General features: G+C 62.2%; 25 protein-coding genes. 9 read left to right on the top strand and 16 right to left on the bottom strand.

The features are described 5' to 3' along the window. Positions 1-6: 6 nt before the first annotated feature. The 4 genes from cysB to J3P89_RS08190 form a co-directional block, all read right to left on the bottom strand. On the bottom strand, positions 7-981 hold the full coding sequence (cysB, locus tag J3P89_RS08205; protein ID WP_003183769.1) for an HTH-type transcriptional regulator CysB: 975 nt from the start codon (positions 979-981) through the stop codon (positions 7-9). 112 nt (positions 982-1093) lie between these two features. Continuing rightward, complete coding sequence (locus tag J3P89_RS08200; protein ID WP_305499752.1) at positions 1094-1594, bottom strand: universal stress protein; 501 nt, start codon at positions 1592-1594, stop codon at positions 1094-1096. A gap of 67 nt (positions 1595-1661) precedes the next feature. Beyond that, positions 1662-2567, bottom strand: a complete 906-nt coding sequence (locus J3P89_RS08195) for a 5'-nucleotidase (protein ID WP_434697231.1) — start codon at positions 2565-2567, stop codon at positions 1662-1664. A 20-nt stretch (positions 2568-2587) separates the two neighbouring features. Then, a complete protein-coding gene (locus tag J3P89_RS08190) occupies positions 2588-3541 on the bottom strand; it encodes a putative 2-dehydropantoate 2-reductase (RefSeq protein WP_434697230.1) in 954 nt (317 codons plus the stop codon). A gap of 265 nt (positions 3542-3806) precedes the next feature. Here J3P89_RS08190 and J3P89_RS08185 point away from each other — a divergent pair, with 265 nt between their 5' ends. Then, positions 3807-4883: a 3-deoxy-7-phosphoheptulonate synthase gene (locus tag J3P89_RS08185; protein WP_305499748.1), complete on the top strand. Its 1077-nt coding sequence runs from the start codon at positions 3807-3809 to the stop codon at positions 4881-4883. Positions 4884-4965: 82 nt separating this feature from the next. Here the strand turns inward: J3P89_RS08185 and J3P89_RS08180 are convergent, their stop codons facing one another. Then, on the bottom strand, positions 4966-5247 hold the full coding sequence (locus tag J3P89_RS08180; protein ID WP_186610534.1) for a GNAT family N-acetyltransferase: 282 nt from the start codon (positions 5245-5247) through the stop codon (positions 4966-4968). Between the two features lie 636 nt (positions 5248-5883). On the opposite strand from J3P89_RS08180, the gene oprI reads away from it, so the two are divergent. Beyond that, the gene (gene oprI / locus J3P89_RS08175) at positions 5884-6135 is read left to right on the top strand and encodes an outer membrane lipoprotei OprI (protein ID WP_011335311.1); all 252 of its coding nucleotides are present in this window, start codon (positions 5884-5886) and stop codon (positions 6133-6135) included. Between the two features lie 128 nt (positions 6136-6263). Here oprI and J3P89_RS08170 read toward each other — a convergent pair whose 3' ends face one another. The 3 genes from J3P89_RS08170 to J3P89_RS08160 form a co-directional block, all read right to left on the bottom strand. Beyond that, a complete protein-coding gene (locus tag J3P89_RS08170; protein ID WP_305499745.1) occupies positions 6264-7235 on the bottom strand; it encodes a L,D-transpeptidase family protein in 972 nt (323 codons plus the stop codon). 233 nt (positions 7236-7468) lie between these two features. Then, a complete protein-coding gene (locus J3P89_RS08165; protein WP_024776677.1) occupies positions 7469-7762 on the bottom strand; it encodes a hypothetical protein in 294 nt (97 codons plus the stop codon). Positions 7763-7818: 56 nt separating this feature from the next. Next, entirely contained in the window at positions 7819-8424 is a 606-nt protein-coding gene (locus tag J3P89_RS08160; RefSeq protein ID WP_434697229.1) for an arylesterase, read from the bottom strand. A gap of 10 nt (positions 8425-8434) precedes the next feature. Between J3P89_RS08160 and J3P89_RS08155 the strand changes: the two genes are divergently transcribed. The 3 genes from J3P89_RS08155 to greB are packed head-to-tail and all read left to right on the top strand — an operon-like array spanning position 8435 to position 12154. After that, positions 8435-9118, top strand: coding sequence for an ABC transporter ATP-binding protein (locus J3P89_RS08155; protein WP_305499741.1), 684 nt, complete (start codon positions 8435-8437; stop codon positions 9116-9118). Continuing rightward, positions 9118-11622, top strand: a complete 2505-nt coding sequence (locus tag J3P89_RS08150) for an ABC transporter permease (protein ID WP_434697228.1) — start codon at positions 9118-9120, stop codon at positions 11620-11622. Before J3P89_RS08155 ends, J3P89_RS08150 begins: the two co-directional genes overlap by 1 nt. A 34-nt stretch (positions 11623-11656) precedes the next feature. Further along, positions 11657-12154 (top strand): transcription elongation factor GreB, encoded by a 498-nt coding sequence (gene greB, locus J3P89_RS08145; RefSeq protein WP_305499739.1) that lies wholly within the window; start codon positions 11657-11659, stop codon positions 12152-12154. An 11-nt stretch (positions 12155-12165) separates the two neighbouring features. Here the strand turns inward: greB and J3P89_RS08140 are convergent, their stop codons facing one another. The 3 genes from J3P89_RS08140 to J3P89_RS08130 all read right to left on the bottom strand — a co-directional run bounded on the left by J3P89_RS08140 (position 12166) and on the right by J3P89_RS08130 (position 14682). Continuing rightward, a complete protein-coding gene (locus J3P89_RS08140) occupies positions 12166-12474 on the bottom strand; it encodes a class I SAM-dependent methyltransferase (RefSeq protein WP_434656557.1) in 309 nt (102 codons plus the stop codon). A 247-nt stretch (positions 12475-12721) separates the two neighbouring features. Beyond that, positions 12722-13159 carry a DoxX family protein gene (locus J3P89_RS08135; RefSeq protein ID WP_434572789.1) on the bottom strand — a complete coding sequence of 146 codons (438 nt, stop codon included), beginning with the start codon at positions 13157-13159 and terminating at the stop codon, positions 12722-12724. 101 nt (positions 13160-13260) lie between these two features. Beyond that, the gene (locus J3P89_RS08130) at positions 13261-14682 is read right to left on the bottom strand and encodes a transglycosylase SLT domain-containing protein (protein ID WP_434601407.1); all 1422 of its coding nucleotides are present in this window, start codon (positions 14680-14682) and stop codon (positions 13261-13263) included. Positions 14683-14917: 235 nt separating this feature from the next. Here J3P89_RS08130 and J3P89_RS08125 point away from each other — a divergent pair, with 235 nt between their 5' ends. From J3P89_RS08125 to J3P89_RS08115, 3 genes are all read left to right on the top strand, one after another. Next, complete coding sequence (locus J3P89_RS08125; protein WP_434697227.1) at positions 14918-15724, top strand: TatD family hydrolase; 807 nt, start codon at positions 14918-14920, stop codon at positions 15722-15724. A 209-nt stretch (positions 15725-15933) separates the two neighbouring features. Beyond that, on the top strand, positions 15934-17151 hold the full coding sequence (locus J3P89_RS08120; RefSeq protein WP_434697225.1) for a methyl-accepting chemotaxis protein: 1218 nt from the start codon (positions 15934-15936) through the stop codon (positions 17149-17151). A gap of 286 nt (positions 17152-17437) precedes the next feature. Continuing rightward, on the top strand, positions 17438-17800 hold the full coding sequence (locus tag J3P89_RS08115; protein ID WP_434697224.1) for a terminase: 363 nt from the start codon (positions 17438-17440) through the stop codon (positions 17798-17800). 14 nt (positions 17801-17814) lie between these two features. Here J3P89_RS08115 and J3P89_RS08110 read toward each other — a convergent pair whose 3' ends face one another. The 3 genes from J3P89_RS08110 to J3P89_RS08100 form a co-directional block, all read right to left on the bottom strand. Further along, the gene (locus tag J3P89_RS08110; protein WP_434697223.1) at positions 17815-18612 is read right to left on the bottom strand and encodes an acyl-CoA thioesterase; all 798 of its coding nucleotides are present in this window, start codon (positions 18610-18612) and stop codon (positions 17815-17817) included. Positions 18613-18859: 247 nt separating this feature from the next. After that, complete coding sequence (locus tag J3P89_RS08105; RefSeq protein WP_434697222.1) at positions 18860-19621, bottom strand: CHAD domain-containing protein; 762 nt, start codon at positions 19619-19621, stop codon at positions 18860-18862. 95 nt (positions 19622-19716) lie between these two features. Beyond that, a complete protein-coding gene (locus J3P89_RS08100; protein WP_014337256.1) occupies positions 19717-20007 on the bottom strand; it encodes a hypothetical protein in 291 nt (96 codons plus the stop codon). Between the two features lie 207 nt (positions 20008-20214). Here J3P89_RS08100 and J3P89_RS08095 point away from each other — a divergent pair, with 207 nt between their 5' ends. Next, positions 20215-21252: a patatin-like phospholipase family protein gene (locus J3P89_RS08095; RefSeq protein ID WP_305499728.1), complete on the top strand. Its 1038-nt coding sequence runs from the start codon at positions 20215-20217 to the stop codon at positions 21250-21252. Positions 21253-21421: 169 nt separating this feature from the next. Here the strand turns inward: J3P89_RS08095 and J3P89_RS08090 are convergent, their stop codons facing one another. Next, positions 21422-22120 carry a response regulator gene (locus J3P89_RS08090; RefSeq protein ID WP_434697221.1) on the bottom strand — a complete coding sequence of 233 codons (699 nt, stop codon included), beginning with the start codon at positions 22118-22120 and terminating at the stop codon, positions 21422-21424. 48 nt (positions 22121-22168) lie between these two features. Further along, entirely contained in the window at positions 22169-24820 is a 2652-nt protein-coding gene (locus J3P89_RS08085; RefSeq protein WP_434697220.1) for a DUF4118 domain-containing protein, read from the bottom strand. Positions 24821-24861 lie beyond the last annotated feature (41 nt).

The raw sequence follows: 24861 nt of genomic DNA, 5'->3' as shown, positions 1-24861 counted from the left end.
GTCTGCTTAATGCACCGGCAGTTCGACGCCGTCGAACAGTTCTTCGAGTTCCTGCTTGTTGTGGCACTGGATGGCCTTGGCCATGACTTCCCGAGTCAGGTGCGGGGCAAATTTCTCGATGAAATCGCACATGAATCCGCGCAGGAACGTACCGCGGCGGAAACCGATCTTGGTCACGCTGGATTCGAACAGCTCGCTGGCGTCCAGAACCACCAGGTCATTGTCGAGCTTGGTGTCGACCGCCATCTTCGCGACGATGCCCACGCCCAGTCCGAGACGCACGTAGGTCTTGATCACGTCGGCGTCGGCAGCGGTGAACACCACTTTCGGGGTCAGGCCGCGATGGCTGAAGGCTTCGTCGAGTTTTGAACGACCGGTGAAACCGAACACATAAGTCACGATCGGGTATTCGGCCAGCGCTTCGAGGGTCAGCTTCGGCAGCTTGGTCAGCGGGTGCCCCTGAGGTACGACCACGCAGCGGTTCCAGCGATAGCACGGCATCATCACCAGGTCCCCGAACAGCTCCAGGGCCTCGGTGGCGATGGCGAAATCGACGGTGCCGTCAGCGGCCATTTCGGCGATCTGCATCGGCGACCCCTGGTGCATGTGCAGCGCCACGTCCGGGTATTGCTTGATGAAATTGCTGATGACCGGCGGCAAGGCATAACGCGCCTGAGTGTGGGTGGTCGCGATGGACAGGGTGCCTTTTTTCTCGTTGGAGAATTCCTGGGCGATCTGCTTGATGCTTTCGACCTTGCGCAGGATCTCGCCGGCGGTGGTGATGATGCGTTCACCGGCGGGAGTGACGCGAGTCAGGTGCTTGCCGCTGCGGGCGAAGACTTCGACGCCGAGCTCGTCTTCCAGGAGGCGGATCTGCTTGCTGATGCCAGGTTGCGACGTGTAGAGGCTTTGAGCGGTTGCGGAAACGTTGAGGTCGTGGTGCGCCACTTCCCAGATGTAGCGCAGTTGTTGAAGCTTCATATGTATCCCTCAAAGCAGTTGGACGTCACGGGCATCAGCGACGGTGTATATAACTATATGAATGGTCGCACCAATAAATCTAGAACTTTTTATAAAAAGCCATCATTTAGCCTCAAGCTTCGCCCTGGCGCCTGCGCTGGACCAGCGGCACCAGGTAGACCGGCACGCGGGATAACTGCAATACCCGCGCGGCGGTCCTGCCCAACGGCGTCTCGCCGCTCGCCCCCTGGCAATGACTGCCTACGATCAGCAAATCGACGGAGAGTTTCGCAGCCTGTTCAAGAATGACCTGGGAGGGGTCGCCCTGGAACACCCGAACCGACTTGATCAATTTCAGGTCCTGCTGCCCCTCGCCCAACTCTTCGCGAAAATTGTCGAGGACCCGCTGCTCGATGTTAGCCATCACCGTACTCAGACCCTGGCGATGAAATTCGTTCAACGCCTGCTCGTCGAGATAGCTCTGCAACACCGATTCGGCGAACAGCCCCATCGGCTCTACCGCATGCACCACATACAACTCGGCTTCAAACGTCCGTGCCAACGCCAAGGCATGCTGCATCACATACGGGGCGTACAGCCCCAGGTCCGTGGCATACAGCATCGAACGAATCATGTGACCTCCTCGAGTGCCAGGATGGCGGAGATTGATTCAGCTTAGCAGCGCCCCGGGGAACGGGCGCTCAGGGCTTCACTTCGTTACTGATGCCGTGGGGCACATGCCCGGTGGCGACCACTTCCCGGGCAAGTTCGCAGTGCCCGGTCTGGTCGTCGAAAAACACGTCGGCGGCAAAGGCTTCGAGGAAGGCGGACTTGGTCAGGCCGCCGAGAAACAGCGACTCGTCCAGGCGGATGTCCCATTCGCGCAACGTGCGGATGACCCGCTCATGGGCCGGCGCCGAACGGGCGGTGACCAGCGCGGTCCGGATCGGGCAGGCGTCCTCCGGGAATTCGCGTTGCAGCGCATTGAGCGCCGCCAGGAACCCCTTGAACGGCCCTCCTCGCAGCGGCTCGCGCGCGGCCTGGCGTTCGCTGGCCTGGAACGCCTCCAGGCCACCAGCCTGATAGACACGCTCAGACTCGTCGGAAAACAACACCGCGTCGCCGTCAAAGGCAATGCGCAGCTCTTCGCTGGCGGCGCGGCTGGCACCGCCCGAAAGGATCGTCGCCGCGGCAAATCCGGCATCCAGGGCATTGCGTACATCTTCAGCGTGAGTGGACAGGAACAGATCGCAGCCGAAAGCCTTGAGGTACGGGTATGGGCTGCGACCGCCGACAAACGCGGCACGGGAAATCGCCAGTCCATAATGGTGAATCGAGTTGAATACCCGCAGGCCGGTGTCGGCGCTGTTACGCGAAACCAGGATGACCTCGACGCGGGCACGGCCCAGGTGCTCGTTGAGGTTGAGCAGTTTCTGCACGAGCGCGAAGGCATCCCCCGGTTCAAGGACTTCATCCTCGTGTTCGATCTGGTATTGCCGATAGGCTTCGACGCCCCCCGACAGGTAAACCTTGTGGCTTTCGCTCAGGTCGAACAGCGCTCGCGACGAAATCGCCAGCACCAGCCTGTCATCGATATTGTTTGCCATGCTTCCCCCGTTTCGTCCGATCAGCGGTTGCGTCGATCGATGAACGCCAGCGCCTGATACAAGGCTTCGATTTTCGGCAACTCGCACCCCGCCGCCCTGGCCCTCGCCAATGGCCGAGCGTAGATCGCCTCCAGCTCCAACGGGCGCCGTTGGGAATAGTCGTGGTACATGCTGGGCCAATAGTCGGGCATTTTTCCGGTCATCGTGAACAGATATTCCGCGTAGCCTGGCGCGATCTCATGACCGCAGGCTTGTGCGCCACGCACCACTTCAGCCATCAGCGCCTGGATCAGTCCACGACTGTGGTCGTCGGCCATCAGCGGCGTGGTGCTCGCGCCGAGCAGAACCGAAAGGCCGTTATAGGGCACGTTCCACACCAGTTTCTGCCAGCGTGCCTGCCCGAGGTCTGGCATGGCCTGGGAATCCAGGCCCGCTGCCCGGAACAGCCCCGCTCCCTCCTCGACGATCGCCATGCGTGCGGCCTGATCCGTCCCTGGACCGCTGTGGTAACCGATGTTGATTGCCCCGAGCGCCTGGTGGGCAATGACGCCCGGGCCGACCCGATTGACGCAGATCAGGCACAAGCCGCCAAGCAGGTGCAGTGAATCGGGTAACAGTGGTCGCAGTTCCTCTTCGACATCGAGGCCATTCTGCAGCAACAGGACTTTCGCGCCGTCGGCCGCGGCCTGGATGATGGCTGGGGCCAGGTCGGCATTGCTGGTGGTCTTGGCACCGACCAGCAGCCAGTCGCAAGGCGGCATGTCGGCCGCCGAGCGATAGGCCTGGGCCGGCTGGAGCGTCAGCGCGCCATGCACCGCGCTGTCGACCCGCAGGCCAGCCTCGGCCACGGCGGCAAATTCGCTGCGCAGCAGAAAGTGAACGTCGTAGCCGGCACGAGCCAGCATCACGCCATAGAACCCGCCAATCGCGCCTGTGCCGATCACCCCGATCCTCGGTTTACCGCCTGCCTGCATCACACGACTCCTCTGGTGAACAATCCCTGCACACTATCAGCGCGAGCGGCCAGGCATGCAAACGTCCTTACACCCGGTTACCTAATCCTTCGCGGGCCGACCCGATCACGGTTACCCGGAAAATAGGGGAGTAAACCCGCCCCTGCCCATTGTCGAGCCACCTCTTAACGCGCTAAGGTTCGGCTCCCCGCCGCGCTTAAATCCGCTGTGCACCGCCGCGCGGGGATCGCTGGCGGCCGGCACCCGTGACCTGACGAGTAACACGATGGCTGATTTACCGATCAATGACCTTAACGTCGCCTCCAACGAGACCCTCATCACGCCTGACCAGCTCAAGCGCGATATCCCCCTGAGCGATGCTGCACTGCGCACCGTGACCAAGGGCCGGGAAGTCATCCGCAACATTCTCGACGGCACCGACCATCGCCTGTTCGTGGTCATCGGGCCCTGCTCGATCCATGACATCAAGGCCGCCCATGAATATGCCGAGCGCCTGAAAGTGCTCGCGGCGGAAGTCTCCGACACCTTGTACCTGGTGATGCGGGTGTATTTCGAAAAGCCCCGGACCACCGTCGGCTGGAAAGGCCTGATCAACGACCCTTACCTGGACGACTCCTTCAAGATCCAGGATGGCCTGCACATCGGTCGCCAGTTGCTGCTGGACCTGGCCGAAATGGGCTTGCCCACCGCCACCGAAGCCCTGGACCCGATCTCCCCGCAATACCTGCAGGACCTGATCAGCTGGTCGGCCATCGGCGCGCGCACCACCGAATCCCAGACCCACCGCGAAATGGCTTCCGGCCTGTCATCGGCAGTGGGCTTCAAGAACGGCACCGACGGCGGCCTCACCGTGGCGATCAACGCCTTGCAATCGGTGTCCAGTCCTCACCGTTTCCTGGGCATCAACCAGGAAGGCGGCGTTTCGATCGTCACCACCAAGGGCAACGCCTACGGCCACGTCGTGCTGCGTGGCGGCAACGGCAAGCCGAACTATGACTCGGTCAGCGTCGCGCTGTGCGAGCAGGCGCTGAACAAGGCGAACATCAAGCCGAACATCATGGTTGATTGCAGCCACGCCAACTCCAACAAGGATCCGGCATTGCAGCCGCTGGTGATGGAAAACGTCGCCAACCAGATCCTCGAGGGCAACCAGTCGATCATCGGCCTGATGGTCGAAAGCCACTTGAACTGGGGCTGCCAGGCGATTCCGAAGGACCTTGCCGATTTGCAGTACGGCGTCTCCATCACCGATGCCTGCATCGACTGGAGCGCCACCGAGAAGACCCTGCGCGGCATGCACGCCAAACTCAAGGACGTGCTGCCAAAGCGTCAGCGCAGCTGATCGGGCTTTATCCACCAAACATCAACACATAAAAAAACGCCGGGCTTCTCAGTCCGGCGTTTTTTTATCGGGAATCATTGCGTCAGAGCTTCGCCGCGTGCCGCTGGTGCCGCTCCATGTAGCGCTCCACATAGGAGCAGGACGGGATCACCGTGTAGCCCATTTCTTCAGCGTACTTCAACGCCTCTTCGGTCAACTTCGCAGCAATCCCCCTGCCACGCAGCGCGTTAGGCACGAAGGTGCGATAGATGTCCAGGGTCTGTTTGCCCAGGTCCATGTAGGTCAGATAGGCACGATGACCGTCCACAATGGTCTCGAACTGATGACCAGCCTGGTCATGGTGGATGGAAACCGCCTCGCTCATCACTACTCCTCGCGGGTCTGAATGCCGACCCCTACCTTACCGATGTTTTTCCGGCGAAGGAACATCTACGCCACCCCGTGCCTGCCTGGTCACCGAGCGCAAAAAACCAATCGCTCAAACCCGAGCACGTCGTGAATAGTAGGCACCAATGACGCAAATGCTCAAGGCACGCCTGTCACCGAGGTGTTAAACCTCGACGGGTTTATCGATTGAGCGACACGGTCGCGCGGTAGTCGCCCAAGGCGCAATAGGTGAACATCGCCAGTTGTTGAGTCTTGGACGAGCGCCGATTGTTAAAGTCACCGTCACCGGCAATAAAAAGATGCCGGGACGATTGCACAAAAAATGAACAAAACTCTAAGGGAATCAATAAACAGCGACTTTAGCGCAGGCCTGTGAGTTGTCGCGTCAACGGAACTTTTCTTCATCGCCGTGCTCCATTCCGGGGCTTGGCGCTGGATATTTTTCAAACACCGCTCGGAAAAGTTGCTTGAAAAAGAATCACCGCCTACAATTTTTTTGCTTCTTGCGCTACGTCAGTTTACTTACTACAAGTAATGAGTAGTATGTACGCCGGCTAACTCCTCACTCTGGGGAGACAGTCACTAAATAGAAAGTCCTTTGAAGGGGAACACGATGAACAACGTTCTGAAATTCTCTGCTCTGGCCCTGGCCGCAGTTCTGGCTACCGGTTGCAGCAGCGCATCGAAAGAAACCGAAGCACGTCTGACTGCCACCGAAGACGCAGCAGCTCGCGCCCAAGCTCGTGCAGACGAAGCCTACCGCAAAGCTGATGAAGCTCTGGCTGCTGCTCAAAAAGCACAACAGACTGCTGACGAAGCTAACGAGCGTGCTCTGCGCATGCTGGAAAAAGCTAGCCGCAAGTAATAGTCCTTCGGGATTGTTATCGAGCCGACCCATTACTGGGTCGGCTTTTTTATTGCCCGGCGTTTTCCCCGGCGATAAAAAACCCGCCGACATCCTTGGATGTGGGCGGGTCAGGTTGGCGCGTCGCCCTATTGCGTCAGGTCGATCGGCGCGCTCGATACCATCGGTGCCGAGGCACTCGGAACAGCGATCTCTATCGGCAGGCCGTCTTCAGCGGCCACCACGTCACGCACCACATCCCAGTTCATGCGCAAGTTGCTGGTGATGTCCTCACGCTTGAGCATCGCGTTGATGACCGCGGTGTGTTTGTCCACCACCGACGGGTTGCCCTTGTCGTCCAGCGGAGTGTGGGCTTCCAGGTAAACCTTGCCGCCACTCAGGCCCAGTTTGTACGGGTCGTTGATGATCCGGACCGAAGTCCCCACCGGCACCATGCCGGCCATCTCCAGCACGTTGTTGTTGAACATCCGGAAGCAGCCGTGGCTGGTACGCATGCCGATGCCGAATTTCTTGTTCGAGCCATGGATCAGGTAACCCGGCGTTCCCAGCGTGAACTTGAACGGGCCCAGCGGGTTATCGGGGCCGGCCGGAACCACATTCGGCAAGGGATCGCCGTCGGCGGCATGTTCAGCCTTGATCGAGGCCGGCGGGGTCCACGTCGGGTTTGGCGTCTTGGCGATGATGCTGGTGTGGGCGATGGGCGAGCCCCAACCTTCGCGACCGATTCCCAGCGGGAAGGTGTAAACCACGTTCCGCCCCTTGGGGAAATAATAGAGACGGTATTCCGCGAGGTTGATCACGATGCCTTCGCGCGGGCCCGGTGGCAGGATAAAACGGGTCGGCAAGACGATTTCAGTGCCAGCACCCGGCAACCACGGGTCAACGCCCGGGTTGGCGGCGACCATCTCGGTGTAACCCAGGTCATAGGTGGTGCCCAGGTCAGCGAAGGTGTCTTCGTACTTGGCCTTGATGACCTGCACCTGGCCGATGATGTCTTCACCCGGTGGCGGCAGAGGCAACTCCAATGCAGCAACGGGCCCCGCCATACACAGGGCGGCAAGAGACAGGCAGCGGGCGACGGCAGGCAAGCGCGGCAACATCCGGGAAATCCTTCGCAGATCGAACAGAGGGTATGAAAACGCGATTGTACACTGCGTCCCGTTATTTCGGGGAGAGCGGCGCCGAAGCGTCCGATGTGTAGCAGTCTGGACGGGAGCGCAATCCCGTGGGAGCGAGCCTGCTCGCGAATGCGATGGATCAGCTTGCATGGATGCCCGACGTGCGGCCGTCTTCGCGAGCAGGCTCGCTCCCACAAGGGCGTCGGATCAAGGGATCACAACTCGAACCGCAGCTCCGGCCAGATCGGCGAGGTACCGCGCTTCTGCGATTCCAGGATCGCTCGGCACAAGGAACAGAGGCGATGGTCCTGGAAAATCCTGCGGTCGACGGCCGACCAGCGTGGCTGCGCCGGCAAAAGACTGCCGCAAAGGGTCCGGTCGGCCGAGCCGCCGAGCTCCAGCTGCCGGGTCACCAGATGCACCCGCACTTCCTGGCAGGCGAACAGATCCAGCTGTTCGTCAGGCTCGATCAGTTGGTAGGCAAACAGGGACCAGGCGGGACGCGGCATCGGGGGCTCCAAATCGGGGGCGCCACATTAGCCGAAAGACCGCCTGTAGAAAAGCGTCAAAGCAGCGGTTTCAGCGTCGGCCAGACATTTTCCAGCAACTTGCCCTGGGCCGCGACGGACGGGTGCAATCCGTCGCCCTGCATCATTCCCTGAACGCCGCCGACATCCTTGAGGAAAAACGGCACCAGCGGGACGTTCTTCTCCTCGGCCAAGCTGCTGTAGACCTTCGAGAAAGCCTCGGTGTAGCGTCGCCCATAGTTCGGCGGCAACTGCATGCCCAGCAAAAGCACCTTGGCACCGCTGGCGCGGGAGCTGTCGATCATCGCTGCAAGGTTTTGTTGCAATTGTGTTGGCGGCTGTCCACGCAGGCCATCGTTGCCTCCCAACTCCAGGACCACCAGCTCCGGCTTATGGGCTGCAAGCAGCGTCGGCAGGCGCGCCAGGCCGCCTGCGCTGGTGTCGCCACTGATCGATGCATTGACCACTTTGTCGTCGAAACCCTCGGCCTTGAGCCGTTGTTCCAGCAACGACACCCAGCCTTGGCGGGTATCCAGGCCGAAAGCCGCGCTGATACTATCGCCAACGATCAGGACTGTACCCGCCGCTGCGTTCTGGACCATGCACATCAAGGCCAGGCCGGCACTCAAAAACCACACTCGCATCGGATTCTCCATGGGCTCAAGCATTCTCACCGCGAAGGACCTTAGCAAAGTGGTTCCCAGCGCGGAAGGTGAACTGACCATCCTGCACGAACTCAGCCTGGAACTGAACAAGGGCGACAGCCTGGCCATCGTCGGCGCGTCCGGTTCCGGCAAATCCACGCTCCTTGGGCTGCTGGCCGGCCTCGACTTGCCCAGCAGCGGTGAAGTGACCCTCGCAGGCCAAGCCCTCAGCGCACTGGACGAAGACCAGCGCGCCCGGGTTCGCGCCGAACACGTCGGTTTCGTTTTCCAGTCGTTCCAACTGCTCGACAGCCTCAACGCGCTGGAGAACGTCATGCTGCCGCTGGAACTGGATGGCCGCAAGGATGCCCGGGAGCGCGCCACACAACTGCTGCAACGGGTCGGCCTCGGCCAACGACTGACCCACTCGCCACGCCAGCTCTCGGGCGGCGAACAACAACGCGTCGCGATTGCCCGCGCCTTTGCCGCCGAGCCGGACGTGCTGTTCGCCGATGAGCCGACCGGCAACCTCGACAGCCACACCGGCGAACGCATCAGCGATCTGCTGTTCGAGCTGAACAAGGAACGCGGCACCACCCTGGTGCTGGTGACCCACGACGAACGCCTGGCCCATCGCTGCCGGCGCCTGATCCGACTTGAAGCCGGCCTGATGGTCGCGCCCCTGGAGCCTTGATGGCACGCTTGCCCTTGTTGCGCCTGTTCAGCCTTGCCCTGCGCCAGTTGCTGCGCGATGCCCGCGCCGGCGAGTTGCGCGTGCTGTTCTTCGCCCTGCTGGTGGCCGTGGCGGCGAGCACCGCCATCGGTTACTTCGGCGCCCGCCTGAATGGCGCGATGATGATGCGCGCGACCGAATTTCTCGGCGCCGACCTGCTGCTCGAGGGCAGCTCCCCTGCCCGCCCGGAGCAGATCCGCAGCGGCACCGAACTGGGCCTGGAACATGCCCGAGTGGTGGAGTTCTCCAGCGTTGTCGCCACCGACAACGGTATCCAGCTGTCCAGCGTCAAGGCAGCCGATGACATCTATCCCTTGCGCGGGGAACTGAAAAGCGCCCCGGCGCCCTTCGCTCCGGAAGAGACCGGTGGACGACCAGCCCCCGGAGAGGCCTGGGTCGAAGCACGGCTGCTGACCGCGCTGGACCTGAAGATCGGTGACAGCATCGATGTCGGCAACAAGACCGTTCGCCTCAGCCGCGTGCTGACTTATGAGCCGGACCGCGCCGGTAATTTCTACAGCCTGACCCCGCGCGTCATGATCAACCTCAAGGACCTGGACGCCACGGGCGTGGTGCAACCCGGCAGCCGGGTCAGCTATCGCGACCTGTGGCGAGGCCCGGCGTCGGCGCTGCAAACCTATCGCGACCTGGTCAAGCCAGGTCTTGAGCCGAACCAGCGCCTGCAGGACGCTCGCGACGGCAATCGCCAGATCGGCGGCGCCCTGGGCAAGGCCGAGCGCTACCTGAACATGGCCAGCCTGGTGGCGGTGCTGCTGTCCGGCGTTGCCGTGGCCCTCTCCGCCAACCGTTTCGCCACTCGACGCTTCGATGCCAGTGCATTGCTGCGCTGCCTTGGCCTGTCGCGCCGGGAAACCATGGTGCTGTTCAGCCTGCAACTGGCCGTGCTGGGCCTGTTGGCGAGCATCAGCGGTGCGCTGCTGGGCTGGGTGGCCCAGTTGGGATTGTTTGCCTTGCTGCATGACTTGCTACCCACCGCCGTCCCCCCGGGTGGCCTGTTGCCGGCGGTCGCCGGGATCGGCACCGGGCTGGTGGCACTGGCGGGTTTTGCCTTGCCGCCGCTCGCCGCACTGGGCCGGGTCCCACCGTTGCGCGTGCTGCGTCGGGACATGTTGCCGATTCCCTCCAGTAGCTGGGTGGTCTACGGTGCGGCCCTCGGTGCGCTCGGGCTGATCATGTGGCGCCTGAGCCTGGACCTGGTGCTGACTTTCGCGCTGCTCGGTGGTGGGGTGATTGCCGCACTGGTGCTCGGCGGACTGCTGTTGCTGGTGCTGCAGAGCCTGCGTCGGATGCTGGCCCGGGCCTCGCTGCCCTGGCGGTTGGGACTCGGTCAGCTGTTGCGCCATCCCTTGGCGGCAGCCGGCCAGGCCCTGGCGTTTGGCCTGATCCTGTTGTCCATGGCCTTGATCGCGCTGCTGCGCGGCGAGTTGCTGGACACCTGGCAAAACCAGTTGCCAAAAAACGCCCCGAACTATTTCGCCTTGAACATCCTGCCCAACGACAAGCAGGCCTTCACCGACAAGCTGATGGCGTTGTCGGCGCAGTCGGCCCCGCTCTACCCCGTGGTACCGGGACGGCTGATCAGCATCAACGGCGAGCCGGCCAAGGAGTTCGTCACCAAGGACTCGGCCGGTGACCGTGCGCTGCAACGCGACTTGAGCCTGACCTGGGCGGCGGAGCTGCCGGCGGGCAACGTCGTCACGGCCGGGAACTGGTGGCCGCAACAGCCTTCGGACGATATCCCGGGGGTTTCGGTGGAAGGCAAGGTGGCCGAGAATCTCAAGATCAAACTGGGCGACCGCCTGGTGTTCAACGTCGGCGGCCTCAACCGGGAAGCCAAGGTCACCAGCCTGCGGGAAATCAACTGGGACAATTTCCAGCCGAACTTCTTCATGATTTTCCAGCCCGGTACGCTGAAGGACCTGCCGGCGACCTACCTCACCAGCTTTTATCTGGCTCCCGGCCATGACCAGCAGATCGTCGACCTGTCCCGCGCCTTCCCGGCCGTGACGATCCTGCAAGTCGAGGCGTTGCTCGAACAACTGCGCAGCATCCTGGCCCAGGTGACCCTGGCCGTGGAATACGTATTGCTGTTTGTGCTGGCGGCGGGGATGGCGGTGCTGTTCTCCGGCTTGCAGGCCACCCTCGACGAAAGGATCCGCCAAGGCGCGCTGCTGCGTGCCCTGGGCGCCGAGCGGTTGCTGTTGACCAAGGCCCGGCGCATCGAATTCGGCCTGTTGGGTGCGGTCAGCGGTTTGCTCGCGGCGCTGGGTTCGGAACTGGTCAGCCTGGTGCTCTACCGTTATGCCTTCGACTTGCCGTGGCATCCGCATCCATGGCTGCTGGTATTGCCGCTGGTGGGCGCGTTGCTGATCGGTGCGGCGGGCGTATTTGGCACTCGCCGGGCGCTCAACGCCAGCCCACTGACAGTGTTGCGCGAGGGTTGATAGACTTCGGGCCTCGCCATCACCAGAAGTTGCCATGAGCCGCTATCGTCCACCCCGTACCGCCGGCACCGCGCTGATCACCCCCGAGGGTGAAGCGCGGATGCGCGCTGAACTCCATGAACTGTGGCATGTCCGCCGCCCCCAGGTGACCCAGTCGGTCAGCGAAGCGGCGGCCCAGGGTGATCGCTCGGAAAATGCCGAATACACCTACGGCAAGAAGATGCTGAGGGAAATCGACAGTCGCGTGCGTTTCCTCACCAAACGCCTCGAAGCACTCAAGGTCGTCAGCGAAAAACCCAGTGACCCGAACAAGGTGTATTTCGGCGCCTGGGTCACCGTTGAGGATGAGGACGGCAAGGAATCGCGCTATCGCATTGTCGGGCCTGACGAGCTGGACCTGAAGCAGAACCTGATCAGTATCGACTCGCCCCTGGCCCGCGCCCTGATTGGCAAGGCGCTGGACGCTGAAGTCAGGGTCCAGGCGCCAACCGGAGAAAAGCTCGTCTACATCGTCGATATCAGCTATCCGTAGCCCGACTCGCCTCAACGGCGAGTGATCAGCCCCTGCCGTGCAACACGGGTCAAGTGCCGGATCATTTCGGCAGCGTCCGCCGCCGTCGGTGACTGGATTACCGCCAGGTCGAAACTGTCATTGGCGAAACGCGCCAGCGACTCACCGTCTTCGACAAACTGGATCAGGAAGGCCGCGGGGCCATGGCTGCGTCGCGGCCAGCCGTCGAGATAACGCAACAGCGTAGGCTGATGGGTACCGCCCAGGAGAATTTTCGGATTGCGTTGCAGCAGGTTCGCCGTGATCGGCGCCAGACGTACGAGGGGGCTGGGTGCGTTCATTGTGTCGTGTCTCTGCCTCAAAAGTCTGCATGGCAGGTGAGAGGCAACACCGAACCAGCGCTTTAGCGGTATTTCGAAGCCTTGTTTCACGGCTTCTGTCAGTGACTGGATGAGTCACCTGGCGCCCCGCAAGTAGCTGTTTAAATCGGCGCATGAGCGGCATCCTAGAGAAGCTGACTGGCCAGTGTCAAGAATCGACGCGCACAAAAAAGGCCCGTACTGGACGGGCCTTGTTGTCTTGGGCGAGTTATCGACGGGCGATGGCGTTGTCCGCTGACAGTTTGCCTGCACCTTCGATCAACACCGCGATACTGCCGGCCAGCAAAGCCAGGGCAAACTCATAACCGTTGTTGGCCATGAACAGACCGTTGCCGATGTGCACGGAGAAAATCGCCACCAGTGACAGGAAGGCCAGACCCAAAGCCGCCGGGCGCGTCAGCAGGCCGATGATCAAGGCCAGCCCGGCGAAAAACTCGGTGCCACCGGCCAGGGTTGCCATCAGGTAGCCAGGCGTCAGGCCGATGCTGTCCATCCATTGCGCCGTGCCCGCCAACCCGTAGCCGCCAAACAGCCCGAACAGTTTCTGCGAGCCATGGGCGGCAAAAATGACCCCGACGACGATGCGCAGGACAGTCAGGCCGTAGCCGGCGCGGGAAAACAGAACCTTGTTGATGAAAGTGCTCATGAGGTGCATTCCTTGGGAGATGTGTGTGTTGGGCGCCATATTAATCAAATAATCGTGAGCAAAAAGCGCAAAAAACCCACCAGACCAATCTATAAATTAGATTATTTAGTCGAAGCCACTTTCCGCTCTTGCGGCTCCAGGGATTCACGCTCTCGATCAAACGCCAGGTAATACTTGTTCACGCTGTTAACGTAGCTGACGGCGCCCATGCCCACCTGCTCCATGGCTATTCGCTCGACCTGGAAAAACCACTGGTCAGGGTTCAAGCCTCGCCGCCGGGCCTCGGCTCGCATGCCTTGGACGCGTTCCGGCCCCATGTTGTACGCAGCCAGGACAAACGCCATGCGTTCGCGCTCGTTGAGCTTGGGGCTGGAGAAGAATTTGCGGCGGATCATGGCCAGGTATTTGGCGCCGGCCTGCACATTGGCATCCAGGTCCTGGATGTTGTTGACCCCGACCCGCTGGGCCGCGGACGGCGTGATCTGCATCAGGCCGGTTGGGCCGCTGCCGCTGCGCGCGTTGGGTTGCAAGGCTGACTCCTTGAACGCCAGGGCCGCCAGGTTGAGCCAGTCCATGCCCTGGGCCTGGGCATGTTTTTGCAGCACCGGCCGAAGTTTTTCCAGGCGTTGGCGATTGGCCCGGGCCAGCGGATAGTGAACCTGGTACAAGCGTCGGTAGATACGCAGGAATGCAGCGTCCTGGTTGTCGGGGACTTTATAGGTGGTGAGGAATCGATCAATGCTCGCCCGCAGCATGGCGGCGTCGCGGCGGACGAACCAATATTCATCGCTCGGCTCGCCGATGAGCACCTGGCGGTCGAAACGCAACTTGGGCAGGATCTTGCCCCAGCGTTCGGCGATGGGCTGTTCGACGATGGTGAGGTGGAAGATCCCGCCCTGGACCATCTCCAACACATCTTCCACCGCCAGGGTGGGATCGACCCATTCGATTTTCACCGGCGGCAACTTGAGCAACGCCAGCTTCTGGTTGATCTGGCTGACCGCATCCCCCGCCGCACTGCCGTTGGGCAGCGCCAGGGTCTTGCCAGACAATTGCTCCACGCGCGAATAACGCTTTTCGCCCTTGATCCCCACCAGCAGCAACGGCACATCGGTGCGTATCGGCTCACTGGCGCTCACCGCATGGCCGGCTTGCGGCTCAAGCAATTCGCCTGGCGCCACCAGATCCCCTTCCCCGCGCTGCAGTGCGCCGAGCAATTGATCCTTGGCCTTGGGAATGATTTTGAGGGTGATTTCCTGGCCATCCCGGGCATGACCATTGAGGTACTGCTCGAAGGCCCGCAAGCGATGGTATTCGACACCGATGGGCTGGCCCTGGACTTCACCGGAGCTGTTGCGGCTCTGGTTGACCAGCACCTTCAGTACCCGGCTGCTGCGGATCTGCGCCAGGTCACGCACGGTGCCCGGCGCCACCACCTGCAACGGTCCGGGCAGGCGTGCTTCGGCCGCCATTGGCAACAGCAGCGAACAACACAGCAGTAGCAATACCTGGGGACGAACCATCCACACTCCGGAAGGATGTTGCCGAGCCAACCCGGTGGCAAACCGTGGTTGATTCGGCAAAACAGAGCACCGTGGGGCGCTGAAAAGTGCGAAAGACTGGCACAGCGATGGCATTCCTACCACCCCGACCTGTCTCGTGGCCTCAACAGACAGCCGCAACTCATTGTAGTTCTTGGCTTTTCTTATAAATCTACAGCTCTGGTATGCTTTCCGGCCTTTGGGCCGAGGTAGCACCATGCAACTCATCGATATCGGCGTCAACCTGACCAATCCCAGTTTCGCCGAAAAACACCAGGCGGTGCTTGAGCGCGCCTATGCCGCCGGGGTCTGCCAGTTGGTGCTGACCGGCACCAGCATCGAGGGCAGCGAACAGGCCTTCGAACTGTGCCAGCAGCTCGACGAGGACGGGACGCGACTGTTCTCCACCGCCGGCATCCACCCCCACAGCGCCAGCGACTGGACAACTGACAGCGCCAGGCATTTGCACGAGTTGCTCAAGCAGGACCGTGTGCGCGCAGTGGGTGAATGCGGGTTGGATTTCAATCGTGATTTCTCGCCCCGCCCGCTGCAGGAAAAAGTCCTCGAAGAACACCTCGCGCTCGCCGTGGAGTTGCAAATGCCGGTGTTTCTCCATGAGCGCGACGCCGACCAGCGACTGCTGGAGATTCTTCGGGACTTTCGCGACCGATTGCCCGCCGCTGTGGTGCATTGTTTTACCGGTGAGAAAAAAGCGCTGTTCAGTTACCTGGACTTGGACTTGCACATCGGCATTACCGGGTGGATCTGCGATGAGCGCCGAGGCACACATCTGCATCCGTTGGTGCGGGAAATTCCCCGCGGCCGGCTCATGCTCGAAAGCGACGCCCCGTATCTGCTGCCCCGCACCCTGCGCCCAAAGCCCAAGAACGGTCGCAATGAGCCGGCCTATCTGACAGACGTATTGCGTGAAGTCGCCTTGCACCGGAGCGAAAGCGAGGAAGACCTGGCGGCCCACAGCACGGCGTGTGCCCGGGCGTTTTTCGGCTTGCCGGTGATTTCCTGACCGGAATGGGCCCCTGTGAGAGCGAGCCTGCTCGCGAAAGCGGTCTGTCAGTCAGATTATCTGCAGTAGATCGATCGCCTTCGCGAGCAGGCTCGCTCCTACAAGGGTTCTCTGGTATCCATTGACCCACATCAAAACCCCGCCCCCTGAATAGCAGCAGAATACTGGCACCTTGCCAAAACTGTTTCCGCTATCAGAGAAGACCTTCCATGGGTGCCTGGCTTAGCAATATCTCGCTGAAGTACAAATTCTGGGCGGTCAATGCGGTCGCCTTTGTCACCACATTGCTGTTGGTGCTTTATGCCATGCACCTTGAACAGCAGGTCCGAGGGGTCAGCCTGGGCCAGGTGTTCGGCGAACGCTTCAACCAGTATGCCGTGGCAGTATTCGTGCTGATGCTGGCGATGTTGGGAGCATCGCAGCTATTGATCCGCTTTCTCCTCAGTCAGCTCAACACGTTGAAAGACGTGATGCTGCACGTGGAGAAAAGTGGTGACCTGTCCGCCCGCGTGCCCTTGGCCTGCGAGGACGAAGTGGGCCAGATGGCCGCTGCGTTCAATGCCATGCAAGCTGGCTACCAGCGGGTGGTGGACACCGTTGCCAGCACTGCTCGACAGCTGGATAGCGGTGCGACGCGCCTGGCTTCGAGCATGAACGATGTGCGCCAGGGTATGCTCGGCCAGCAGAGCGAAACGGATCAGGCCGCCACGGCCATCAATGAGATGACCGCCACGGTCTATCACATCGCCCAGCACGCCGGCGCCACCCGCGACCTGTCGAAAACCACGGATATCCTGGCGGGTAACGGACGGCAAGTGGTCAGTCGCGTGCAGCAATCGATCACCGGGCTGTCCACTGGCGTGCAGCAGACCGCCGAGATGATCCAGCGCCTGGCCGAAGACAGCCAGAAGATCAACGGTGTGGTCAATGTGATCCACAGCATCGCCGAGCAGACCAACCTGCTGGCACTCAACGCCGCCATCGAAGCGGCGCGAGCCGGCGAAATGGGCCGGGGTTTCGCAGTCGTGGCCGACGAAGTCCGCAACCTCGCCAAGCGGGTCCAGACCTCGACCGACGAGATTACCGCCATGGTGTCAGCCTTGCAGGCAGGCACTCGCGATGCGGTGGAGTTCATGCAGGAAAGCTCGCACAAGGCCGACGATTGCGTGCAACAGGCTTGCGAGGCCGGCGACGCGTTGCTGCAGATCACCGAGGCGGTGGCGCAGATGCGCGAAAGCAACACGCAGATCGCGGTCGCCGCCGAACAGCAAAGCCAGGTGGCCGAAGACATGAATCGGGCGGTGGTGAGCATCCGCGACGTGACCGAAAATACCGTGCGCCAGACCGTGGATTCGGCCACCACCAGCGATGAGCTGGCGACGCTGGCGGGTGAGTTGAACAAGGCGATTGGGCAGTTGAAGCTGTAATTCCGGATCTGCTGCACATTCCCGTGGCGAGGGAGCTTGCTCCCGCTGGGCTGCGCAGCGGCCCCAGGATTTTACGGTCGCTGCGCAACCGAGCGGGAGCAAGCTCCCTCGCCACGAGAGCGGGTTCTGCTCATGAAGAAAGTCTTTATCATCAGGACACGGAGATTCACAACAGCCTTATGCCTATGACGCCTATCGTTACGATAGCCAACCGTGATTCGCCGCTCTGCCCGGCCCGGCCTATTCTTGGGTTATTCGGATTTCACGGACTCAAGGACAAAGCATCATGGGCAAACGTCACCCCAACCTTCCGGCCTGGCAATGGCGCGCCTACCCCGAGAATCACCGCCACCCGGCCAACCTGGTGTTGCATCTGATCGCGGTGCCGCTGTTCATTGTCGCGTTTCTGTTGATCGTATCGGGCGTCTTCAGCCTGAGCCTGGGCGATGTCGCCATCGGCGTGATCGGTGTACTCGCCGCACTCGGATTGCAGCGCCACGGCCACGGTCTCGAGGCGCAGGCCTCAGAACCTTTCAGCGATCGCAAGGACGCCATGTCGCGCCTGCTGGTGGAACAGTTCCTGACCTTCCCACGCTTTTTCCTCAGCGGCGGATGGTGGCGGGCCTGGCGGGATCGCCACCGTCACTGAATCGCCGTAACGCCTCAGCCGAAAATCGTCACCGTCTGCCGGCTCATGGCGATCAAGCGGCCATCGGCGCTCCAGAACTTCGCCGCGACATGGCCATACCCATCCTGGGCGTGCTCGATCTCGGCCAGGTACTGGCACCAATCCAATGTCGTGAGCTCAAGCAATGGCTGGACGAACTCGATGGTCCAGGTCAGCGTGCTGCCCGGTGCCATTTGCGTCAGGTGAGGCAACAACGCCGGCGGCCAGGCGTCCACCAGCGCCAGGATATGGCCTTCGTTCAGCGACTCCTCTTTCACATCACCACGCAAGCGCACCCAGCCGCCCATGCTTCGGGATTTGTTACCGGAAAACGGCAGGCCGCCGACGCTCCAGCGCATCGCCAGATGCCGCATGAATTCCGGTGTCCCGCCTTTGATGTAGGGCAGTTCCTGGCATTGCTCGACGTCCTTGAACGGTGGCGCGGGATCAGCCTGTACCGCCACCACCGAGTTTCGCGATGCGCCAAAGCTGCCTTGTACCACGGTCACCACCTGGCCTTTCTGCACAGCGCGCCCCAGCACCTGGCTAACAGCCTTGCCCTCACGCAATATATCGACCTCGAAACTGACCGGGACATCCGGTTCGACCGGGCCGACAAAGGTGATCGCCAGCGAGCGCACCGGGCGATCGGCCGGAACCCGGGCACGCATCGCCTCGTATTGCAGCGCCGCCACCAGGCCGCCAAAACTGGCCCGGCCCTGACCCCACTCAGGTGGAATGGTGACGGCGCCTGGCTGATGACGCACGGCATCGATCAAATCGGAAAAGCGCATGGCAACCTCGAAAAGATGGGAAAACGATGATGGATATTAACTATCCCGAGCGGGCAGTACAGCGCTCATTCCGGCCAAAGAGGCTGACAGAAAAGCCGTGGGCTTCGAATCCACTACCAATCCTGTTGCGAGGGCGAGCCTTTGTGGGAGCGAGCCTGCTCGCGAATAGCGGTGTGTCAGCCTGAACAAGTTGACTGATACCACGCTATTCGCGAGCAGGCTCACTCCCACAGGAAAAAATGCAAAGTCAGGATTTCCCGAAGCAGCTGACGATTAGCTTTTCGAGTACCCGGTCGGACTTGGCCTCGGCCTTTTCCATGGTGATCCGCCAGACCGGTACGCAGGCCCGCAAGTCGGCTTCCTGCTCGGCACGCGCCAGCCATTGCCAGCAATCATGCCAATCGCCCAACGCGCCTTGGGCGGCCTTGAGTCGGGGCATAGCCGCTTCCGGCAGGCGGTCGAGTTCGGGATAGGCTTCGATGGCATAACGCACGCGCTTGATCAGCAGGCGCAGTCGGTGGCGGTCGTGAGCCGGATCGCGTAAGGCTTCGCCGAGCTTTTTCCATTGTTTGTCGAGGCGCTTTTCGACACGTTTGCGCAACCCTGCAAGCAGACCCTGGCGCTGGGCAGCGCGGATGAAGCGTGGGAACGCATCGAGGATCATCAGCAAATGCGCCAACTCCGGACTGCTGGCCACGGCGGGATAGGCCTCGGCCATTTGCAGCTGGCGTCGTTGCGCGGCCTCGGTCTTGCCGTGCTGCTGAAGATAAGCTGCCAGCACCTCACGGTCGCGCAAGGGGGTGGTCAGGCTGCCGACTGCCGATGCGGCTGTCTCCAACTGCTCGACGCCGGGCAACCCGCGCAGCGGACGAAGCAGGCTGCGCAGACGGCGGACGGTGGTCCGCAGGTCATGCAGAGCTTCGCTGTCGGTGTGAGCATTCAAGCGGGCCTGACAGGCCAGCAGGCGGACTTCCAGGCCCAGAATCCGGGCCACCAGCCGATCAATCATCGGGCGTACTCCGTACGCAGCTTCGAGTTTCGAGCCACAAGCCGCAAGAAAAAGCAGTTTCGCTTCTGCTTACAGCTTGCAGCTCGCCGCTGTGTTTATCGCCCCGCGCGGGATTCGCGAATGTAGAAACGCGCCTTCTCGGCTTTCTTGGCGCAGCCCTCGAAAGCTTCGAATTGCTGCTGGGTCTTGGCCCCGGTCAGCAATGAAAGAGCCTTGGAGTAGCTGACGGTGCCAGCGAAGCCTTCGGCCTTGGCCAGGTCAAGTTCGCGCCACGCGCTGTCGAGCTGGCTGCCGCAACTGTCGCGGTAAGCGGTCTTGCCGGCACAACCGGCCAGGGCCAGAACCATCAGGGACGCCACCAGGGGCAGGCAGATCCGGGCTTTCATCGATAACACCTCAAGTCAGGTCAACAGTCGTGCTGGTAAGACGGTTTCGCCGGCAAAAAGTGCCTCGGCGCGGCCGCTATATTCAAGTGGGCACGAGCATACGCAAATGCTGCTGCGACGTGTCAAAAAACGACGCCTGCGCCACAGCGATTGAGCCGGCCCGTCGATGAGTGCATTGTTGACGTCTGTTTGACAAGAGGCCTGCTCATGACAAAACGTGTCGCATTGGTATTGGGCTCGGGCGGCGCCCGGGGCTATGCCCATATCGGAGTGATCGAGGAAATCGAACGACGCGGCTATGACATCGCCTGTATCGCCGGTTGTTCCATGGGTGCGGTCGTAGGCGGGATCTACGCGGCGGGCAAACTCGAAGACTACCGCAACTGGATCGAAAGCCTCGACTACCTGGATGTGCTACGGCTGGTGGATGTCAGCTTTCGCCTTGGGGCCATTCGCGGCGAAAAAGTCTTCGGGCAGATCCGCAAGATCGTCGGCGAGCTCAATATCGAAGACCTGCGCATTCCTTACACGGCGGTAGCCACCGACCTGACCAACCAGCAGGAAATCTGGTTCCAGGAAGGTTGCCTGCACCAGGCGATGCGCGCCTCGGCGGCGATTCCCAGCCTGTTCACCCCGGTGATGCAAGGCAACCGCATGCTGGTGGATGGCGGCTTGCTCAATCCGCTGCCGATCGTGCCGGTGGTGTCGAGCCATTGCGACCTGATCATCGCGGTCAACCTCAACGCCACCAACCAGAAACAATACCGGTTGCCTGTGATCCAGCGCCCCGCCGCGTTCCGGCGGCGCTTCGACACCTTGGTCAGTTCCCTCGGTTCACGGTTGCCGTTTCGCCGCAAACAAGCCGAGCAACTGTTGCTGTTGGAACAGGAAGCGCTGAAGGCCGAGGCGGCCGATATCAACCCATGGCTTGATTCCGCCGAGCCGGAAGGCCAGCAACCGGCCGCCGCGCCGGAAATCGAAGGCGCGCCGAAATCCGCCACCGGCTCTTTCATCATCGATAACGTCGGACCGGCCTCGTTGCTCGATCTGATCAACCAGAGCTTCGAGGTGATGCAGACTTCGCTGGCCCAATACAAGATCGCCGGCTACCCGCCGGATGTGCTGATCAACGTGCCAAAACGGGTGTGCCGGTTCTTCGAGTTCTACAAGGCACCGGAGCTGATCGCGCTGGGACGGGAGATAGCCAGCGATACGCTGGATCGGTATGAGAGCGAGCAGAGCTAACAATCGCAAGACTCCCGTGGCGAGGGAGCTTGCTCCCGCTGGGCTGCGAAGCGGCCCTAAAACCTGAACACTCGGTGTGTCAGGCAAAAATCATGTCTGAAGTTTTTGGGGCTGCTTCGCAACCCAGCGGGAGCAAGCTCCCTCGCCACAACAGCACTTGGCTTGAAACTCAAGCTCCACCCTCCTCCAACAACCGATACCCCACGCCCGCCTCAGTCACGATGAACCGCGGCCGAGTCGGGTCGTCGGCGAGTTTGTGCCGCAGGTGACCGATGACGATGCGCAGGTAATGGCTGTCTTCGACGTGGGTCGGGCCCCAGATGTCCTTGAGCAATTGTTGCTGGGTGATGACCCGCCCTGGATGCCGCGCCAGTTGCGCCAGCACCGCGTATTCCTTGCGGGTCAGGGCCACTTCGGCGCCGTCCAGCAGGACCCGGCGGTAAGCCAGGTCGACCGTCAGCGGGCCGAACGTCAATGCCGCCGACGGTGCCTCGCCCGCCGGCGCCTGGCGCAGGAGCGCGCGCACCCGGGCGAGGAACTCCTGGATGCCGAAAGGCTTGGTCACGTAGTCATTCGCACCGTTGTCCAGTGCCTCGACCTTCTGCGCTTCGCTGGCGCGTACTGACAGGACCAGCACCGGCACGGCAGACCATTGGCGAAACTCGCGCAGTACCTGCTGGCCGTCCATGTCCGGCAGGCCAAGGTCGAGCACCAGAAGATCAGGCTTGTTCAACGCCGCCTGGGCCAGGCCCGCTGCGCCGGTCTCGGCTTCGAGCACCTTGTAGCCTTGCGAGGTCAGGCTGATCCGCAGGAACTTGCGGATCTGCGGTTCGTCATCGATGACCAAAAGGGTCGCGTTCTGGCTCATGGGGTCCGTTCATTTCCATCAAGTGGCGAGAGCATAACGCAGCGCCAGTCAGGCTTCATCGTCCATGCCCGGTTGTGCCTGCAAGGGCAGGTGCAAGGTGATGCAGGTGCCGCGCCCATCGAGCCCCTCGTCGACGCTGATCCGCCCGCCATGGGCGCCGACCATGCCCTGACAGATCGCCAGCCCCAGCCCGGTGCCCTGCCCGCCACGGTCGCCGCGCGCAGCGGTGTAGAACATGTCGAAGATTTTCTCACGCTCCGGCTCGGGAATTCCGGGCCCTTCATCGGCCACGGCGAAGCATATTTCATCGGTCGTCGCTGCGGCGCTCAACAGCAACCGACCATGGGCCGGCGAAAACCGCGCGGCGTTTTCCAGCACGTTGACCAGCGCCTGTTCGATCAGCGCCGCATGGACATACAACAGCGGCAATCCGGTTGGCACTTCGATGCTGACCGCCAGTGGCGCCAGTACCGCCCGCAACCGGTTCAACGCACTGGCAACGATGTCGGCCGGCGATACCCAATCGCGCGCCAGCTTCAGCGCACCGTGGCCGAGGCGGGTCATATCGAGCAGGTTCTGGATATAACGATCCAGGCGTTCGGCTTCGTCGCGGGTGCCTTCGAGCAATTCGCGACGGTCCTGCAGCGGGATCGCCTCGCCCAGCGCCAGCAGGCTGTCGATGCTGCCGCGCATGGAAGTCAAGGGCGTGCGCAAATCATGGGAGACGGAGGCCAACAAGGCGCTGCGCAATTGCTCGGTTTCGCCGTGCAGCCGCGCCGCTTCCAGGTCCTGCGCCAGCTGCGCCCGAGCCAGCGCCTGGGCCAGCGGCTGGCTGAGCGCCGCCAGCAAGCGGCGACGTTGACCGCTCAACGGCTTGCCGTCTTTCAGGCAGACTCCCAACAGGCCCAACGGGCCACCCTCGGACGACAAGGGCCACCACCACCAGCGCCCGGACGGCAGCGTCGCGGTGCCGGCGCCGGCCGGCTGATCGTGCTGCCAGGACCAGTCGGCGGCAGCGCGCTCGGCCTCGGTGAAGGTCAACGGTTCGGCCGTCTCGACGTGCCAGCCGTGCTGTGCGTCGCGCTTGAGCAGGCACAGTTGCAAATCGCCCTCGCTGTTGAGGTGCTGCACGGCGGCGCTGATTACGGCCTGGCGATCGGTCGCGGCCGTCAGTTTGCGCGACAGATCGAGCAGCTCAGCGGTTTCCTGCTGGGTGTCGCGCAGCGCCTGCAATTGCCGACGCTGGCGCGCCGCGAGGTTGCCGGTCAGGGCGGCCATCAAGAGGAAAAAAACCAGCGTCAGCACGTCTTCTTCGCGCTGGATCGTCAGCGAAAAATTCGGCGGGATGAACAGAAAGTCGTACGCCAGGAACGACAGCGCCGCACAGGCCAGCGCCGGGCCGAGGCTGCTGCGCACCGCCACCAGCAACACCGCCATCAGGAATACCAGGGAGATATTGGGCAACGCAAGCAACCCGGAAATCCCCCAGGCCAGGGCACTGGCGGCCAGCGTAGCCACCACCGCCAGCGCATAGTCGAACCCGGTCTGGACGGTGCCCGGACGCAGGCGGGGCGGCGGCGGTGTTTCATCGCCGTCCAGCACGTTGATCTCCAGCCCACGGGCATCGCGCAGCAATCGCGAAGCCAGGCCGCCGCCGAACAGGCGCCTGCGCAAACGCCGGCGGGACTGCCCCACCAGCACCAACGTGGCACGCCGTTGCATCGCGTGCTGGATAAGCGTCCTGGCGACCTCTCCCGCCCGCAGCAGCACCACCTCGCCGCCAAGGCGTTCCGCCAGTTGCTGGGCGCTCTGCAGACGCTGGCGCGAGGACTCGTCCCGTGCCGTGCCGTTGTCTACATGCACCACGCTCCAGGGCAGATGCCGGCGCTGGGCGACCCGGCTGGCGTGGCGCACCAGCCGTTCGGCCTGGTGATCAGCGTCCACGCCCACCAGCAACCGGCCCTGGACCGCCGGGGCCGACTGGCCCAGTTGTCGATAACCCTGGGCCAGGTCGTTGTCCACTTGCGCGGCAGCGGTCTGCATGGCCAGCTCACGCAGGGCGGTGAGATTGGTCTGGGTGAAAAACGCATCGATCGCCGCGCGGGCCTGTTCCGGCACATAGACCTTGCCGTCGCGCAGACGCTCCAGCAGTTCGCGCGGTGGCAGGTCGATCAGCAGCAGCTCATCGGCTTCCTGCAAGACCCAGTCCGGCAAAGTCTCGCGCACCTGCACTCCGGTGATGCCACGAACCTGATCGTTGAGGCTTTCCAGATGCTGGACGTTGACCGTGGTGAAGACGTCGATACCGGCGGCGAGCAGTTCCTGGATGTCTTGCCAGCGCTTGGCATGGCGGCTGCCGGGAGCGTTGCTATGGGCCAGCTCGTCCACCAGCGCCAGGCTCGGGCGTGCGGCAAGCAGGCCGTCGAGATCCATCTCCTCGAGCATCACGCCGCGGTATTCCGAACGCACCATCGGCTGCTGCGCCAGGCCATTCAACAAGGCTTCGGTCTCGGCGCGCCCGTGGGTCTCGACGACCGCGGCGATGACGTTCGTTCCTTGGCGCAACCGGGTATGGGCCGCTTGCAGCATGGCGTAGGTCTTGCCCACGCCTGGGGCGGCGCCGAGGAAAACCTTGAGGCGGCCACGGTCGTTGCGTGGCAGGTTGGCTAACAGTGCATCGGCGCGGCCGGAGTCGCTCATGCTGGCTCTCTTTCAGATTTGATGAACACCCTGTGGGAGCG

The organism is Pseudomonas sp. Z1-14, assembly GCF_051132005.1.
GTDB lineage: Bacteria > Pseudomonadota > Gammaproteobacteria > Pseudomonadales > Pseudomonadaceae > Aquipseudomonas.
This window is presented reverse-complemented; position numbering and strand designations above follow the sequence as displayed.

Excerpts from the sequence above, each read along its gene's own strand:
- J3P89_RS08125 (WP_434697227.1), top strand. The coding sequence starts at position 14,918 with ATGCAACTCATCGATATCGGCGTCAACCTGACCAATCCCAGTTTCGCC.
- J3P89_RS08090 (WP_434697221.1), bottom strand. The coding sequence starts at position 22,120 with ATGAGCCAGAACGCGACCCTTTTGGTCATCGATGACGAACCGCAGATC.
- J3P89_RS08100 (WP_014337256.1), bottom strand. The coding sequence starts at position 20,007 with ATGAAAGCCCGGATCTGCCTGCCCCTGGTGGCGTCCCTGATGGTTCTG.
- J3P89_RS08155 (WP_305499741.1), top strand. The coding sequence starts at position 8,435 with ATGGGCTCAAGCATTCTCACCGCGAAGGACCTTAGCAAAGTGGTTCCC.
- J3P89_RS08165 (WP_024776677.1), bottom strand. The coding sequence starts at position 7,762 with ATGCCGCGTCCCGCCTGGTCCCTGTTTGCCTACCAACTGATCGAGCCT.
- J3P89_RS08180 (WP_186610534.1), bottom strand. The coding sequence starts at position 5,247 with ATGAGCGAGGCGGTTTCCATCCACCATGACCAGGCTGGTCATCAGTTC.
- J3P89_RS08110 (WP_434697223.1), bottom strand. The coding sequence starts at position 18,612 with ATGCGCTTTTCCGATTTGATCGATGCCGTGCGTCATCAGCCAGGCGCC.
- cysB (WP_003183769.1), bottom strand. The coding sequence starts at position 981 with ATGAAGCTTCAACAACTGCGCTACATCTGGGAAGTGGCGCACCACGAC.
- J3P89_RS08130 (WP_434601407.1), bottom strand. The coding sequence starts at position 14,682 with ATGGTTCGTCCCCAGGTATTGCTACTGCTGTGTTGTTCGCTGCTGTTG.
- J3P89_RS08195 (WP_434697231.1), bottom strand. The coding sequence starts at position 2,567 with ATGGCAAACAATATCGATGACAGGCTGGTGCTGGCGATTTCGTCGCGA.
- J3P89_RS08160 (WP_434697229.1), bottom strand. The coding sequence starts at position 8,424 with ATGCGAGTGTGGTTTTTGAGTGCCGGCCTGGCCTTGATGTGCATGGTC.
- J3P89_RS08200 (WP_305499752.1), bottom strand. The coding sequence starts at position 1,594 with ATGATTCGTTCGATGCTGTATGCCACGGACCTGGGGCTGTACGCCCCG.
- J3P89_RS08170 (WP_305499745.1), bottom strand. The coding sequence starts at position 7,235 with ATGTTGCCGCGCTTGCCTGCCGTCGCCCGCTGCCTGTCTCTTGCCGCC.
- oprI (WP_011335311.1), top strand. The coding sequence starts at position 5,884 with ATGAACAACGTTCTGAAATTCTCTGCTCTGGCCCTGGCCGCAGTTCTG.
- J3P89_RS08135 (WP_434572789.1), bottom strand. The coding sequence starts at position 13,159 with ATGAGCACTTTCATCAACAAGGTTCTGTTTTCCCGCGCCGGCTACGGC.
- J3P89_RS08190 (WP_434697230.1), bottom strand. The coding sequence starts at position 3,541 with ATGCAGGCAGGCGGTAAACCGAGGATCGGGGTGATCGGCACAGGCGCG.
- J3P89_RS08095 (WP_305499728.1), top strand. The coding sequence starts at position 20,215 with ATGACAAAACGTGTCGCATTGGTATTGGGCTCGGGCGGCGCCCGGGGC.
- J3P89_RS08085 (WP_434697220.1), bottom strand. The coding sequence starts at position 24,820 with ATGAGCGACTCCGGCCGCGCCGATGCACTGTTAGCCAACCTGCCACGC.
- J3P89_RS08120 (WP_434697225.1), top strand. The coding sequence starts at position 15,934 with ATGGGTGCCTGGCTTAGCAATATCTCGCTGAAGTACAAATTCTGGGCG.
- greB (WP_305499739.1), top strand. The coding sequence starts at position 11,657 with ATGAGCCGCTATCGTCCACCCCGTACCGCCGGCACCGCGCTGATCACC.
- J3P89_RS08140 (WP_434656557.1), bottom strand. The coding sequence starts at position 12,474 with ATGAACGCACCCAGCCCCCTCGTACGTCTGGCGCCGATCACGGCGAAC.
- J3P89_RS08115 (WP_434697224.1), top strand. The coding sequence starts at position 17,438 with ATGGGCAAACGTCACCCCAACCTTCCGGCCTGGCAATGGCGCGCCTAC.
- J3P89_RS08185 (WP_305499748.1), top strand. The coding sequence starts at position 3,807 with ATGGCTGATTTACCGATCAATGACCTTAACGTCGCCTCCAACGAGACC.
- J3P89_RS08150 (WP_434697228.1), top strand. The coding sequence starts at position 9,118 with ATGGCACGCTTGCCCTTGTTGCGCCTGTTCAGCCTTGCCCTGCGCCAG.
- J3P89_RS08105 (WP_434697222.1), bottom strand. The coding sequence starts at position 19,621 with ATGATTGATCGGCTGGTGGCCCGGATTCTGGGCCTGGAAGTCCGCCTG.